At 72.7% G+C, this 14,608-nt stretch carries 13 protein-coding genes; 9 read left to right on the top strand and 4 right to left on the bottom strand.

All coding sequences use genetic code 11. The annotated features are described in order from the left end of the window. Nucleotides 1–210: 210 nt before the first annotated feature. The 6 genes from hemG to ACFVQG_RS26995 all read left to right on the top strand — a co-directional run bounded on the left by hemG (nt 211) and on the right by ACFVQG_RS26995 (nt 6,780). Nucleotides 211–1,707 carry a protoporphyrinogen oxidase gene (hemG, locus tag ACFVQG_RS27020; protein WP_383388242.1) on the top strand — a complete coding sequence of 499 codons (1,497 nt, stop codon included), beginning with the start codon at nt 211–213 and terminating at the stop codon, nt 1,705–1,707. Between the two features lie 164 nt (nt 1,708–1,871). After that, nucleotides 1,872–2,582 (top strand): Crp/Fnr family transcriptional regulator, encoded by a 711-nt coding sequence (locus tag ACFVQG_RS27015; protein WP_383388240.1) that lies wholly within the window; start codon nt 1,872–1,874, stop codon nt 2,580–2,582. A 142-nt stretch (nt 2,583–2,724) separates the two neighbouring features. Beyond that, on the top strand, nt 2,725–4,392 hold the full coding sequence (gene hcp, locus ACFVQG_RS27010; protein WP_383388238.1) for a hydroxylamine reductase: 1,668 nt from the start codon (nt 2,725–2,727) through the stop codon (nt 4,390–4,392). Beyond that, nucleotides 4,389–5,435 carry a 2Fe-2S iron-sulfur cluster-binding protein gene (locus ACFVQG_RS27005; RefSeq protein ID WP_383388236.1) on the top strand — a complete coding sequence of 349 codons (1,047 nt, stop codon included), beginning with the start codon at nt 4,389–4,391 and terminating at the stop codon, nt 5,433–5,435. Before hcp ends, ACFVQG_RS27005 begins: the two co-directional genes overlap by 4 nt. A 241-nt stretch (nt 5,436–5,676) precedes the next feature. Next, on the top strand, nt 5,677–5,871 hold the full coding sequence (locus tag ACFVQG_RS27000; protein WP_383388234.1) for a hypothetical protein: 195 nt from the start codon (nt 5,677–5,679) through the stop codon (nt 5,869–5,871). 189 nt (nt 5,872–6,060) lie between these two features. After that, complete coding sequence (locus tag ACFVQG_RS26995; RefSeq protein ID WP_383388232.1) at nt 6,061–6,780, top strand: response regulator; 720 nt, start codon at nt 6,061–6,063, stop codon at nt 6,778–6,780. 14 nt (nt 6,781–6,794) lie between these two features. Here ACFVQG_RS26995 and ACFVQG_RS26990 read toward each other — a convergent pair whose 3' ends face one another. Then, nucleotides 6,795–8,405, bottom strand: a complete 1,611-nt coding sequence (locus ACFVQG_RS26990) for a GAF domain-containing protein (RefSeq protein ID WP_383388825.1) — start codon at nt 8,403–8,405, stop codon at nt 6,795–6,797. A gap of 252 nt (nt 8,406–8,657) precedes the next feature. Between ACFVQG_RS26990 and ACFVQG_RS26985 the strand changes: the two genes are divergently transcribed. Both ACFVQG_RS26985 and ACFVQG_RS26980 read left to right on the top strand, forming a co-directional pair. Further along, entirely contained in the window at nt 8,658–10,562 is a 1,905-nt protein-coding gene (locus ACFVQG_RS26985; RefSeq protein ID WP_383388230.1) for a SulP family inorganic anion transporter, read from the top strand. A 66-nt stretch (nt 10,563–10,628) separates the two neighbouring features. Next, the gene (locus tag ACFVQG_RS26980) at nt 10,629–10,979 is read left to right on the top strand and encodes an ArsR/SmtB family transcription factor (RefSeq protein ID WP_383388228.1); all 351 of its coding nucleotides are present in this window, start codon (nt 10,629–10,631) and stop codon (nt 10,977–10,979) included. A gap of 3 nt (nt 10,980–10,982) precedes the next feature. Here the strand turns inward: ACFVQG_RS26980 and ACFVQG_RS26975 are convergent, their stop codons facing one another. The 3 genes from ACFVQG_RS26975 to ACFVQG_RS26965 all read right to left on the bottom strand — a co-directional run bounded on the left by ACFVQG_RS26975 (nt 10,983) and on the right by ACFVQG_RS26965 (nt 13,422). Next, nucleotides 10,983–11,462 carry a hypothetical protein gene (locus ACFVQG_RS26975; protein WP_383388226.1) on the bottom strand — a complete coding sequence of 160 codons (480 nt, stop codon included), beginning with the start codon at nt 11,460–11,462 and terminating at the stop codon, nt 10,983–10,985. 566 nt (nt 11,463–12,028) lie between these two features. Beyond that, a complete protein-coding gene (locus tag ACFVQG_RS26970) occupies nt 12,029–12,559 on the bottom strand; it encodes a S8 family serine peptidase (RefSeq protein ID WP_383388224.1) in 531 nt (176 codons plus the stop codon). 26 nt (nt 12,560–12,585) lie between these two features. Beyond that, entirely contained in the window at nt 12,586–13,422 is an 837-nt protein-coding gene (locus ACFVQG_RS26965; RefSeq protein WP_383388222.1) for a universal stress protein, read from the bottom strand. Between the two features lie 878 nt (nt 13,423–14,300). Here ACFVQG_RS26965 and ACFVQG_RS26960 point away from each other — a divergent pair. Further along, complete coding sequence (locus tag ACFVQG_RS26960; RefSeq protein WP_383388220.1) at nt 14,301–14,588, top strand: DUF1876 domain-containing protein; 288 nt, start codon at nt 14,301–14,303, stop codon at nt 14,586–14,588. Nucleotides 14,589–14,608: the final 20 nt, after the last annotated feature.

Genomic DNA, 14,608 nt, shown 5'->3' with positions numbered 1-14,608 from the left:
CGGCCGTGACGCTCCCGTTGGAGCAGCAACGAGACCGGCAACGTCCAACCCGTGCTGGGCCTGAGCACCTGACACCACCCACCCGGCCCGGGCGCGCGGCCAATCAGGGCCTACAAGGCACGGATTGGGGGCGTTCGGCCCTGGCGCAGTGTGATCGGGACGGCCTCTACTGGCCGTGCCCGATCGACGAGCAGTCCTAGGAGACTCCTTATGCGCGCGTCCGGCGCCCAAGACTCCACCGGACCCCCGGTCGCGGAGAGCGAACCGGGCGGTGCGCTGCCGCATGTCGTGGTGGTGGGCGGCGGAATCGCCGGGCTGGCCGCGGCGGCCTTCCTCAGCGGTGTGGCGGACGGGGTGTCCCGCGCGCGCGTGACCGTCCTGGAGGCCGCCGACCGCGTCGGCGGCAAGCTGTACGTCGGCGAGGTGGGCGGCATCGCCGTGGACCTCGGCGCCGAGGCCCTGTTCGCGCTGCGCCCGGAGGCAGTCGACCTCGCCCGGCAGGTCGGGCTCGGGCCGGACCTGGAGTCGCCGCGCACGACCGAGGCCGCCATCTGGACCCGGGGCGCGCTACGTCCCGTCCCCACCGGGCAGGTGATGGGCGTGCCCGGCGACCTCGACGCGCTGGCCGCCTCGGGGGTGCTCTCCGACCAGGGCCTCGCCCGGGCCCGCCAGGACCTGGAACTGCCCCGCACCGAGATCGGCGACGACATCACGGTGGGCGAGTACGTCGCGGCCCGGGTCGGCCGGGAAGTGGTGGACCGGCTGGCCGAGCCGCTGCTCGGAGGCGTCTACGGGGGCCGCGCCGACCGCATCTCGCTGCGCGCCGCCGTGCCGCAGCTGCTGACCGTCGCCCGGGGCGAACGCTCCCTCGTGGAGGGGGTGCGGCGGATGCTGGACGGGCCGTCCGACGCGGCCTCGGGCCCCCGACCGCCGGTGTTCCAGGGCATCCGGGGCGGCATCGGCCGACTGCCGGAGGCCATCGCCGAGTCGTGCCGGGCCGCGGGGGCGGACATCCGTACCGGCACCGAGGTACGCAAGCTGCGCCGCACCCGCCACGGCTGGTGGCTGGGCGGCACGGGACCCGGGGGCGAGCGGGAACTCACCGCCGACGCGGTCGTACTGGCCGTGCCCGCGCCCGCCGCGGCCCGGCTGGTGGCCGACGACGAGATGAGCGCCGCCGTGGACCTGCGAGCCGTCGAGTACGCGAGCATCGCGCTGGTCACCATGGTGTTCCGGCGGGCCGACCTGCCGGAGCTGACCGGCAGCGGCTTCCTCGTGCCGCCGGTGGACGGCCGCACCATCAAGGCGTCCACGTTCCTCAGCAACAAGTGGGCCTGGCTGACGGAGGCCGCGCCGGACCGGTTCGTCCTGCGGACCTCGGTGGGCCGCCACGGCGAGACGACCGCGCTCACCCTCGACGACCCCCGACTGGTCGCCCGCTCGCTGGCCGAACTCGCGGAGGCGACCGGGCTGGACGCCACACCGTACGCGACCGCCGTCACCCGCTGGGACGCCGGACTCCCGCAGTACCCCGTCGGCCACCTGCCCCGAGTGGAACGGGTCCGTCAGCGCCTCGCCGCGCTCGGCCCGCTGGCGGTGTGCGGAGCCGCGTACGACGGTGTCGGCATCCCCGCCTGCGTCGCGAGCGGCCGACGGGCGGCCGAGGCCGTGGTCGGCGCCGTGGGCGCGCGGCACGACGCCCGATGACGGGAACAGGCCGTAGGGGGCGATCGATTGCCCCGGCTACCGCCGACACCACCGGCCCGGACCCCCAGAGCGCGACCGCGTCGCACTCCTGCCGCGACGGGTCGTGCCCGCTCGGCGCGAGGCAGGTGGTCATGCCGTGCGAAGGAGTTCCCCAGTCGCGGCCCGTGCCCACGCCCGGCCCGCCCGCCGCGCTGTCCGCGTTGCTGCCACGGCTTCCTCTGTTCTCCGGCCTCACCCCGGACCAGATCGCCGTCCTGCGCACGGGCTCCCGCCTGACCACCGTGGACAGAGGGGAGGTCCTCTTCCACCAAGGAGACCCGGTACGGGGGTTCTACTTCGTACTGCGCGGCCAGATGCAACTGTCGGTCTCGACCGCCGAGGGCGCCGCCAAGGTGGTCGAGATCGTCGCCGCCGGGGAGACCTTCGGCGAGGCCGTGGTCTTCGACGGACTGCGGTATCCCGTCACCGCCGCGGCACTGGTCACGACGGAACTGCTGGCCGTATCCAGCGAGGCGGTGCTCGATCTGCTGGACCGGGACCCGGCCTTCGCACGGCGCATGCTCGCGAACATGGCGGTCCGTCTGCGCCGCTTGGTGAGCGACGTGGAGGCGTACTCACTGAGGTCGGGAGTCCAGAGGGTCGTCGGCTTCCTGCTGCACGAGACCGACGCGGACGGGGACGGGGAGGCGGCTCGGGACCGTGTCGTGGTCCTGCCGACGCGCAAACACGTCCTCGCCTCACGCCTCAACCTCGCGCCGGAGACGTTCTCCCGCGCCCTGCGTGACCTCTCGGCCGAGGGACTGATCAGTGTCGAGGGGCGGCGGATCACGCTCCATGACGTTCCCGGCCTGACGGCCCGCCTCGCCTGGCAGTGAACTCCCCAACCCCCAGGGCAGTTTGTGAATCCGGTCACAAAGTGTGGTGGTGACGCGGTGCCTTGATGTGCGTCAAGGATCCGGCGGTCCGCCGTCCCTAGCGTCGGGACGGCAAGGCCATGAAGATCCAAGGAGGACACCCATGTTCTGCTACCAGTGCGAGCAGACCGACCGGACCGGAGACGTACCTGGCTGCGCGGGGCCACTCGGCAACTGCGGCAAGGATCCGGAGACATCCGACCTGCAGGACCTCCTGCTCCACGCGGTGAAGGGCATCGCCCAGTACGCGACGAAGGCCCGCGCCCTCGGAGCCGCCGACGACGAGGCGGCCGGGTTCATCCTCTTCTCGGTCTTCACCACCCTCACCAACGTCAACTTCAACCCCACCCGTCTCGTCGGCCTGGTGCAGGAGGCCGCGGCCGTCCGCGACCGGGTCAGGGCACGGTACGAGGAGGCGGCGCGCCCCCGCGGACTGCGCACCGAGCCACTGCCCGGCCCGGCGGCGTGGGAGCCCGCGCCGGACATGGAGGGGCTCCTCGCCCAGGCGGCCACGGTCCGCGTCGACGCGGGACTCACCCTGGTCGGCCCGGACGTCGTCGGACTGCGCTCCCTGCACCTCTACGCCCTCAAGGGGATGTGCGCCTACGCCCACCACGCCCACGTCCTCGGCCGCCACAGCACCGAGGTCCTCGCCGGAGTCGAGGAGGCCCTGGCCTACCTGGCGGGCGACCCCACCGACCCCGAGGAACTGCTGGAGCGCGCGCTCGGCCTGGGCCACCTGAACCTAGCGGTCATGGAGCTGCTCGACGCGGCCAACACCGGCGCGTACGGCGCCCAGCGGCCGACCGCCGTCCGCACCACGCCGGTCGCGGGCAAGGCCGTCCTCGTCAGCGGCCATGACCTCAGGGACCTGGCCGCCCTGCTGGAGCAGACCAAGGACACGGGCATCAACGTCTACACCCATGGCGAGATGCTCCCCGCGCACGCCTACCCGCTGCTCAAGGCGTACCCCCACCTCGTCGGCAACCACGGCGGCGCCTGGCAGGACCAGCAACGCGAGTTCGCCGCGTTCCCCGGCCCCATCCTCATGACGTCCAACTGCATCATCGAACCGCACGTCAGCTACCGTCGGCGGATCTTCACCGCCGGTCCGGTCGGCTGGCCCGGCGTACGGCACCTCACGGACGGGAACTTCGCCCCGCTGATCCAGGCCGCCAAGGCACTGCCCGGCTTCCGCGAGGACGGGCCCGAGGAGTTCGTCACCGTCGGATTCGGCCGGGACGCGGTGCTCGCCCTCTCGGACCAGGTCATCGACGCCGTCAAGCAGGGCGCCATCAGGCACTTCTTCCTGATCGGCGGCTGCGACGGCCCGACCCCCGGACGCGACTACTACGCCGACCTCGCCCTGGGTGCCCCCAGCGACACCGTCATCCTCACCCTCGGCTGCGCCAAGTACCGTTTCCACAAGCACGACTTCGGCAGCATCGGCGGGATCCCGCGGCTGCTGGACGTCGGCCAGTGCAACGACACCTACTCCGCCATCAGGATCGCGACGGCGCTCGCCGACGCCTTCGACTGCGGCATCAACGACCTGCCCCTGACGCTGGCGCTGTCGTGGACCGAGCAGAAGGCGGTCGCGGTCCTGCTCACCCTGCTCGCGCTGGGCGTGCGCGGCATCCACCTCGGCCCGACGCTCCCCGCCTACCTCACCCCGGCCCTCGTCGAAGGGCTCGTCGAGCGGTTCGGGCTGCGCACGATCGGCGATGCCCGGACCGACCTCGCCGCGGCACTGGAGCGGACCACGTCATGACCGCCGCCACCGACGGGGCCGCCGTCTCGCTGTCCACCTCCGACGGTGAGCGGCTGGAGTTCACCTGCGCGCCCGGCCAGAGCGTGCTGGACGCCGCCGCGGCAGCCGGAGCCGCCCTGCCCGCCTCCTGCCGACAGGGCACCTGCGGCTCCTGCCACGCGGCGGTCACCAGCGGCTCGTACGAACACGGTGCCTGCACCCCGCAGGCACTCCCACCGGACGAACGGGAACGCGGTGAGGTGCTGCTGTGCCGCACCTATCCCCGGGGCCCGCTGACGGCGGCGCTGCCGTACGCCGCCTCACGGATCCTGTACGGCGGCATACCGAAGCGCGACAGCGTCATCACCGCGCTGGAGCCCGCCGGACGCGGGACCGTACGGCTGGAACTGCGGGTGGCGCCCGACGACGACGCGGGCGAGGGCTGCCAGTTCGACCCCGGGCAGTTCATGGAACTGCAGATCCCCGGCCAGGACGCCAAACGCGCCTACTCCCTCGCGAACACCGGGAACTGGGAAGGCCGCCTGGAGTTCTTCATCAGGCTCCGCCCCGGCGGACTCTTCTCCTCCTACCTGGGGGAGCGGGCCCGCCCCGGCGACCGGATCACCGTGCACGGCCCCCAGGGCGCCTTCGGACTCCACGAGACGGGTCTGCGACCGCGCTGGTTCGTCGCCGGAGGAACCGGTCTGGCGCCGCTCCTGGCGATGGTGCGCCACATGGCCGAATGGCAGGACCCGCAACCGGCCCGGCTGTTCCTCGGTGTCAACGAGGAGGAGGACGTGTTCGGCGTACCCGAGCTGAAGGCCGTGGCGGCCGAACTCCCGGGCTTCGCCCACGAGATCTGCGTCCGGCGTCCCGGACCCTCGTGGCCGGGCCCACCGGCGACCCCGGCCGACCTGCTGGCCGCGCACCTGCCCGCCGCGCCGGTGAAGCCGGATCTCTACGTGTGCGGTCCACCGCCGCTGGTCGACTCCGTCACCCGCACGGCGACCGCCTGCGGCGTCGGGCCGGACCATGTCTTCCACGAACGGTTCCTGCCCACCTGAGGGGTGACGGTCGGCTGGGCCGAAGGGCCCTGGGCGGGCGGCGCGGGAGCCGGTTGACTCTGACCTGGGTGCGGACCACCTCCGGGTGGTCCACTGTGTCCGGCCGCGGTTCCCCGGACACGGCGATCGGCCCGGACGGTGCATGTCTTCTCCACCGTCCGGGCCGTATATCGCTTCGCGACTCCCCTCCGGGGCCGGACGGCCCTGCCGGGCGCCGGGGCCGCCGGGCTAGGTTCGCGGGGTGCGATGCAAGAACATCACCGACCCGGGCTACGCGCAGGACGACGGATCGGCTGATCCGCGCCCGGCCGAGGCACCGGCCGCCGACCTCGCCGCCGATCCGCTGCCGCGCGTGCGCGTCGACCGCGGCCTGGACCTCAGGGTCGTACCCGGGCATACGACCGCGCCGACGCCGCCTCTGCATGACCGGGACTGATGGCGCGTACCGGGTGCCGCCCTGCCCGTCCAGGGGAGCGGGCCGCAGAGGGGTGCACCCGGCCGCGAGGCAAGACAACCACCGCGTGCGGCGGGTGGGGTAGGGCCGAACGGCCCCACGAGGACCGGTCGGCCGACCGGCGCCGACGGGCCGACGAGGGCCGTAGGCTGGTCTTTCGTGGAAGCACGCATGCACCCTGACCTGGCCCCCGCCCCCGCTCCTCCCGTACCGCTGCGGGTGTTCATCCTGGACGACCACGAGGTGGTACGACGCGGGGTGCGTGACCTGCTGGAGGCCGAGCCGGACATCGTGGTGGTCGGGGAGGCCGGGACCGCCCAGGAGGCGCTCGCCCGGGTGCCCGCGGCCCGCCCGCACATCGCCGTGCTGGACGTACGGCTGGGCGAGGGCGGCGGCGGGGACCACGCCGGGGTCGAGGTGTGCCGTGAACTGCGGGCCAGGATGCCCGAGCTGGCGTGTCTGATGCTGACGTCGTTCGATGACGACGAGGCGCTGTTCGACGCGATCATGGCGGGCGCGGCCGGGTACGTGCTCAAGCGGATCGACGGTTCTGACCTGGTGGCCGGGGTGCGTACGGTGGCGAGCGGGCAGTCCCTGCTCGATCCGCGGGTGACCGCGCTGGTGATGGCCCGGCTGCGCGCCCCACGGCCGGTGCCGACACCGGCGGCCCCCTTCCCGGCTGTGCTGGACCGGTTGTCGCCCCGCGAGGTGCAGGTCCTCGAGCTGATCGGCGAGGGGCTGACGAACCGGCAGATCGCCGAGCGGCTGTTCCTCGCGGAGAAGACGATCAAGAACCGGGTGTCGTCGATCCTGGCCAAGCTGGGCGTGGGCCGACGCGTCCAGGCGGCGGTGCTCGCCGAACGGCTGCGGGAGCAGCAGGGTCCCCGATAGGAGACCGGTCCCGCTCAGTCGGCGGGCAGGGGGACCTGCCAGATCAGCCGGGTGCCGCGGTCCGCCGACGACTCGACGGTCAGTGTGCCGCCGTGCTGCTCGGCACGCGAACGCAGGTTGGTCAGTCCACCCGTGGGCCGGGCGGCGCCGATGCCCACGCCGTCGTCCGTGACCGTGAGAGTGAGCCGGTCCCCGGCCACCGGTACGGACACGACGACGTCCGCCCGATGGGCCCGCGCGTGCCGGGCGATGTTGCTGAGGGCCTCGGCCAGCACGGCGAGCACCTGCTCGGCCACGTCGGCCGGGACGGTCGAGTCCACCGGGCCGTCGATCCGCAGGGACGGGCTGAACCCCATCGACTGCGAGGCCAGGCGGGCGGTCTCGGGCAGGCGGCGGCGCAGCCCCGGACCGCCGCGGTCGTCCCCCGCGGACCGCAGCTCGAAGATGGTGGAGCGGATGATCTGGATGGTGGTGTCCAGATCCCGCACCGCGCGCGAGACACGCTCGGCGGCGTCCGGGCGGTCGATCCCCCGGGTGGCGCTCCGCAGGGTCATGCCGGTGGCGAACAGCCGCTGAATGGCCAGGTCGTGCAGGTCGCGGGCGATGCGGTCGCGTTCCTGCATGACGGCCAGCTCCTCGGACTCGGCGCGGCGCAGGGCGAGTTCGAGGGCGATGGCGGCCTGGTCGGCGAAGCGGGAGACGAGGGCCACCTCGGTGTCGTCGAACGCCGCTCGCCCGGTACGTCGGCTCAGCCGCAGCGCGCCACAGGCGGAAGCGCCGACGGGGAGGGGTACGGCGACGGCGGGACCGTACGCCGTATCCCCGAGCGGGCGGGCGCGGGGGTCGTCGGCGATGTCCGCGCTGGCCACCGGTCTCCCGGTCCGCACGGCCCGCCCCGCCAGCGACCCGCGTACGGGAAGGCCGAGCCCCTGGAGACGCTCGGCGTCGGGCCCGTAGGCCACCTCGACCGTGAGCCGGTCACCGTCGGCCCGGGCCGGGAGCAGGACGACGGCCTGGTCCGCGTCGGCCATCTCGCTCGCCCGGCGCGCGATCAGCCGCAGTACGTCGCGCACCTCCGTCCCGCCGAGCAGACTGCGGGTGATCTCGCCGAGCGCCTCCAGCCACTGCTCCCGGCGGCGGCTCTCGTCGTACATCCGGGCGTTGTCGATGGCCACTCCGGCCGCGTTGGCCAGCGCGGTCAGCACGGCCTCGTCGTCGGCGTCGAAGTCCGCGCCGCCCCGCTTCTGCGTCAGGTACAGGTTGCCGAACACCTCGTCACGCACCCGGATGGGCACCCCCAGGAACGTTCGCATCACCGGATGGTGCTCGGGGAAGCCGTAACTGGCCGGGTGACGGCTGAGGTCCGTCAGCCGCAGCGGCACGGGGTGGTGGATCAGCTCACCGAGGATGCCGCGCCCGGACGGACGCGGGCCGATCCGGGACGCGACCGCGTCGGTGACGCCCACCGTCAGGAACTGGGAGAGCCGCTGCCCGTCGCCGATCACGCCCAGGGCCCCGTACTCGGCGTCGGTGAGGGCGACCGCCGCCTCCACGATGCTCCGCAGCACCTGGGGGAGCGCCAGGCCGCGACCGATGTCCGTGACGGCGTCGAGGAGCCCGTGCATCCGGTCCGGCACGTCGAGCCGGGGGTGGGACGGCCTCGCCGCCTGGGGTGTGGGTTCGGTCATGCCCGCCGTTCCTGGACCAGCTTGTGGCCAGCAGCGTACGCACGGGGGTGTGCGTGGGGGAGGGGCCGTTCGACCCCAACGGATATATGAGTTGCCAAATCTTGCAATTCATTAGATGATGTATTCAATATATTCGCAACGCGTGCCGGAGGCCGGAAGCAGCCGGGGAAGTCAGGGAAGAGGAGACCGATGAGCACGCCCTCCGCCCGGGTGGGCTGGACCCGGATCACCTCTCTGCTGCCCTCCCGAGCCGACCTGGCGCAGACGCGGCGTGACCCGCGCCGGGACCTGCTCGCCGGGCTGACGGTGGCGATCGTCGCACTGCCGCTCGCGCTCGGCTTCGGTGTCTCCTCCGGGCTGGGCGCCGAGGCGGGCTTGGCCACCGCCGTAGTCGCGGGCGCCCTGGCGGCGGTCTTCGGCGGCTCCAACCTCCAGGTGTCCGGGCCCACCGGGGCCATGACGGTCGTCCTCGTCCCGATCGTCGGCCAGTACGGCCCGACCGGTGTGCTCACCGTCGGTCTGATGGCGGGCGTCCTGCTCGTCGCGCTGGCCGTGCTGCGTGCGGGGAAGTACATGCAGTACGTGCCCGCGCCCGTCGTGGAGGGCTTCACGCTCGGCATCGCCTGCGTCATCGGCCTCCAGCAGATCCCCAACGCGCTCGGCGTGCCCAAGCCCGAGGGCGACCGCGTCCTGGTGGTCACCTGGCGAGCGGTGCGGGCATTCGCCACGTCCCCGAACTGGACCGCCGTCGCCTTCGCGGTCGCCGTGGCCGCACTCATGCTGATCGGCGCCCGGTGGCTGCCCGCCGTCCCCTTCTCCGTCCTCGCGGTCGTCGGCGCGACCGCGGTAGCCCAGTTCTTCCACCTCGACGCGGCCACCCCCATCGGTGATCTGCCCGCCGGACTGCCCGCGCCCTCGCTCGGCTTCCTGGATCCCGGATCGCTCGGCTCCCTGCTCGCCCCCGCCGTGGCGGTCGCCGCCCTGGCCGCCCTCGAGTCGCTGCTGTCGGCATCGGTCGCGGACGGCATGACGGTCGGTCAGAAGCACGACCCGGACCGAGAGTTGTTCGGACAGGGCCTTGCCAATATCGCCGCGCCGCTGTTCGGCGGCGTGCCCGCGACCGGTGCGATCGCCCGCACCGCGGTCAATGTGCGGACCGGCGCGAGCACCCGCCTGGCCGCCCTCACCCACGCCGCCGTCCTCGCCGTCATCGTCTTCGCGGCGGCGCCCCTGGTCTCGAAGATCCCACTGGCGGCGCTGGCGGGCGTGCTGCTGGCCACCGCGATCCGCATGGTCGAGGTCGGCTCGCTCAGGGCGATGGCCAAGGCGACCCGGTCCGACGCCGCGATCCTCGTCCTGACCGCGGTCGCCACGCTCGTCTTGGACCTCGTCTACGCCGTGATCATCGGCCTGGTGGTCGCCGGTGCTCTGGCACTGCGCGCCGTGGCCAGACAGGCCCGCTTCGACCAGGTGCCCCTCGACCGCGGCGACCACAGCGCCGAGGAGCATGCCCTCCTCGCCGAGCACATCGTGGCGTACCGCATCGACGGGCCTCTGTTCTTCGCCGCCGCGCACCGCTTTCTCCTGGAGTTGAGCGAGGTCGCCGAGGTCCGCGTCGTCATCCTGCGGATGTCCCGGGTCTTGACCATGGACGCGACCGGCGCCCTGGTCCTGAAGGACGCGGTGGAGAAGCTGCGGCGGCGCGGCATCCTCGTCCTGGCCTCCGGCATCCGCCCCGGTCAGCGCCAGGTCATGGAGTCCATCGGCGCCCTGAGCCTGCTGCGCCACCAGGGCCGGGAGTACGCCACCACACCCGAGGCCATCCGTGCGGCCCGCGATCACCTGGAGAAGGGCGGGTTCCTGCCCGCTGTACCCGCGCAGCAGACGAGCGCGACGACGCCGGACGACGAGTCGCAGCCGAACGAGTCGCAGTCGAACGAGTCGCTGTCGAACGAGTCGCTGTCGAACGAGTTGCTGTCGAACGAGTCGCAGCCGAACGAGTTGCTGTCGAACGAGGCGCCGCCCACGGTCAGACGCCCGCCCAAGGAGGAAATTGCTAATCTTGGCAATTCATGCGAATGCGATGCGTCCTGACTGCGCGGGCGAGACGCGAGACGGTACGGGCGCTGCCCGGTGCCGGGGAGGAAAGGAGACGGCACGATGACAACGCCGCTCTACCAACTCAAGGCCGAGTTCTTCAAGACGCTCGGTCACCCCGCGCGCATCCGGGTCCTGGAACTGCTGAGTGAGCGCGAGCACGCGGTCGCGGAGATGCTGCCCGAGGTGGGCATAGAGCCCGCGCACCTGTCCCAGCAACTGGCCGTGCTGCGCCGGGCGAACCTGGTCGTGACCCGCAAGGAAGGGTCGACCGTGTACTACTCCCTGGCCACTCCGCAGGTAGCCGACCTCCTTCAGGTGGCACGGGCCATCCTGTCGGGCGTGCTGGCCGGGCAGGCCGAGCTGTTGGCCGACCTGCGGGCCGTACAGGCGGAGACGAAACCACCGTCGTAGGGGCTACGCGAGGTGCCCGGCCCCACGCGGCCAGATCAGCTCGACGTCGACCCCGTGACTGCGGGCGTAGGCCACCAGGTGCGCCGTGGCGTCCCGGCCGTTCGAGGGGGAGCCGTTCCACACGGCGAGCACCCGGGAGCAGGCGCGCAGCAGGCTCTCGTCGGCAGCCAGGCACGAGGCGCGGTCGCTAGGGTCGTACTCCACCAGCCGTACCTGCTCCGACAGCAACAGCAGCTCACCGGCCGCCTTCCGGTCGGACTCGGTGGGATACCCGGGTACGCCGTCACGGCATGGCAGCACCGTCACCAAGGACAGCCCCGCCCTGCGCGCAGCCCGCCCGACGGTGAGCGGCAGCCCCTTCCCCGCGCGGACCAGTCCGGCCCTCCCCGCCTTCGCGAAATCAGCCAGCCGGGAACGCAGCTCCTCCTCGAGTAGCGCGAGCGTCGGCGAGCTGAGATGGGGGTGTCCCACGACAGCGATCACTCCTGGCATCCCCTCTCACCACCGCATGGTGACCCTCGAAACCGACTCGATGAGAAGTCCTGGTGGAAGCCGCCCACAAGCACACTGGATCATCTCAGACGGCGGACGCGACCCACCGGGGCCGAGGGGACCGACAATGGGGCCCATCGGCCCTTGGCAGCCGCCTGCTCCAGAGGATCGGCGGCGGCACGGCCAGGGCGAGGACAGCGGCCACTGGACCGGCTCGCTTGCCCCGCTCCAGCAGTGGAGCCGTAAGTCAGGGCGTAGACGTGTTCGCGCGGCCGGAGGTCGGGTGTGGGGCCCCGTGGACCCGTACGCCACGGCCGAAGGGGGCGGAAGCGGATGCTCTCCGCCCTTCCCCGCGTACCGCCCCGGTCCAGACCGCCCTGACCCGGGTGCGCCGGTGTCGACCGGCTGGCGCTGCCGCCGAGACCCAAGTTGATCACCCGGGCGGCCTCGTCGGCGGCCCACTGCATGCCCGCCTCGATGCCCGACTCGGTGCCGTAGCCCTCGTCGTCGAGCACCTTGCCGTCCAGGAAACGGGCCCCGGGTGCCACACCCTTGAACTACCCGTCCGACTTCTCACCGGAGCCGAGGACGGCCGACGCGACATGCGTGCCATGGCCGTACCGGTCGACCGCGTCGGCCGCGGCGCTGGAGTTCCGTTCGGTCACCTGCCGTCCGGGCAGGTCCGGGTGGGTGTCGTCCACGCCGGTGTCCAGCACGGTTACCGTCACGCCGGTCCCGTCGTAACAGGCCTTGCACACCTGCGGTGCCCCGATCTGCGGAGCGCTGCGGTCGAGTGTGGTGCGCGCCGTGCCGTCCAGCCATATCCTCCGCACGCCCGGTGCCGCCCCGAGCCGACCGGTGTCCGTCTCGTCCGTGAGGGCCTGCCGCGCGTCCACCGCGTCGCGCCTTGGCCGCGCGATCGTGTCGGTGCCCAGGGGGGGCAGTCTCCGGCCGAACCTGCCGTCGGCTTCTCGCACTTCCGCCTTGGTGGCCGCCGCGGTGCCCTGGAAGGAGACGACCAGCGGCAGTGCCGCCCGGCGGGTGTTGGCGTAGTCATGAGCCCTGGAACCGGAGCCCTTCGGCACCACGGCGTCGGCGGTGACACGGCTGCGGCCTATGCCGGGGGGACCACTGCCACGGGACACCCCGTGTCGCGCAGCAGACCGAGCATCGCGGGGCCGAGCGTCCTGCCGTGCCGCCCCACCACGGCCAACTCGGCGGAGTACGACACCCGGATCAGCGGGTGGGACGGGCCGGGCACGACGACGTCGCCGACGACGCGCACACCGGGGTACTTGTCCCGCCAGGGGCGCAGAAGTTCGGACAGCCTCCGGACCTTCTCCTCCCACGGCTCCAGGTCGCTCCCGAATCCGGGCGGCGGTGGCTGCCCCACCACGGGCGGGGCGGACGAACACGCGTAGAGAACCCTCAGCCGGGCCCCGCGCCGTTTCGCCGTGTCGAGCGCGAAGTCGATGGCGGCCTCCACCGGATCGCGGGCGTCGACGCCGAGCACCACCTTCTCAAGGTGTTCTCCTGTGCCCGTGCACGTCGGCCCGGCCGGAACCAGCACCACCGGGGAGGGAGCCTCAGCGGCGACACCCCCCGCCACGGAACCGAGCGACAGCCCGGCGTGACCGCCCGCGCCCCGCAGACCGAGCACCATCAGATCGGCCCACGCCCCGAGCGCCAGCAGGAGCGGGAGCGGCTCTCCGGCGAGCGCCGCTCCCTTGGCCTCCAGACCCGGATGGCGCTCGGTGAGCTGTGCCGCCACTTCGTCGGGCACGGATGTGGCAGACCCACGCCCCGTCGTGGCGGAGCGCCCCGCGGCGAACGGGGAGACGTGCGCCACCAACAGCGGCAGACCGCGTCGTAACGCCTCCAGCGCGGCCCAGTCCGCTGCCACGCGACTGCGTGGGGACCCGTCGACTCCGGCGACCACGACTCGTTTCACGGCCTCTCACCTCTGTTCACCCACACAGGCCCGGACGCTTTGCCGCCTCTACCGTCCGCCGGTCGGGGCCAGGGTGCGAAGGGGCCGTACGGCCCGGCCGCGAGACCAAGGGCCTCTCGGCTCCGATGCGCGGCCCCCTCCCGGCCCCGGGAAAGGGCCGGTCGCCCCTGGCCGTGCCGCTGGTCGCGGACAAAGCTGTGGCGCAGGCAGGCGCCACGAGTCGAGGCGATCACCATGAAGCGGATCCAGGAGAGCAAACACCCACGGCCCGTGCGTCGGCCAGACCCTCCCGACCCGCGGACGCCGTCCGGGCGCCCCATGCCCTACTGAGTGCTGTCACCGGCACGGATCGTCGGGCGCCGTCGCCGCCAGACGCGGGCGGACAGCCGTGTGCGCGGCCGGTGCCGCGCCGACCGCGCACACGTGGTGCGCACGCGGGACCCCTGATGAGCCGCGCCGCACACGAAGGTCCTCGTCCCCGCCTGCCCGCCGGGACCGGGACCCTGATGGTCAGTACACCGTCCTTGTACTGCCTCCTTCACCCTCAGCTTCGCGCCCCACGACACCGCACACCGATGGGCCGACCGGCCCCTGCCGAAGACCGGTCGGCCTCTGGCGGCCCGACACCGTACGTCCCTGAGTGCCTCCGCTGAGTAACACCTGGCGGTGGCCTCCGTCCGCTGAGAAGCTGGAACGGAGACTGCTCCGTCCCTGAGGAGCTGGAACCGAGACTGCTCCGTCCCTGAGAAGCTGGAACGGAGACCGTTCCGGAAGCGGTCGGCGTCCGGCGGTGTCGGGCAGGGCCGGAAGGCGGGGGACGCGGGGGTACCCGGGTCGTGTTCCGAGCACCCGGCTCGCCCGCAGGAGAGGAGGGAACGATGCCGCACACGGTGGAATGGACGGTTCGTCTCCACCTTGTCGAGGACGACGAGGGAACGACGACAGCCCGCGTGGTGCTGGACACCGGCAGCGCGGCGTTCACTGGCCACGGAGCCGCACACTGTCATCCGGCCGACACGAACGTGCCCGAGATCGGCGACGAGCTGGCAGCCGGCAGAGCCATGAACAACCTCGCCCAGCAACTGCTGGACGCCGGTGAGCGCGACATCGACAGCGTCGGCGCGTCCCGGTCGAACACCCGTCAGGCCAGAGGATGGCTCATGTGACCCGAACCCACACCGCACGG

Origin of the sequence: Streptomyces sp. NPDC057877 (assembly GCF_042796855.1) — a bacterium.
Classification (GTDB): domain Bacteria; phylum Actinomycetota; class Actinomycetes; order Streptomycetales; family Streptomycetaceae; genus Streptomyces.
The sequence above is the reverse complement of the archived record's forward strand: the minus strand, read 5'-3'. Positions and strand labels throughout refer to the sequence as shown.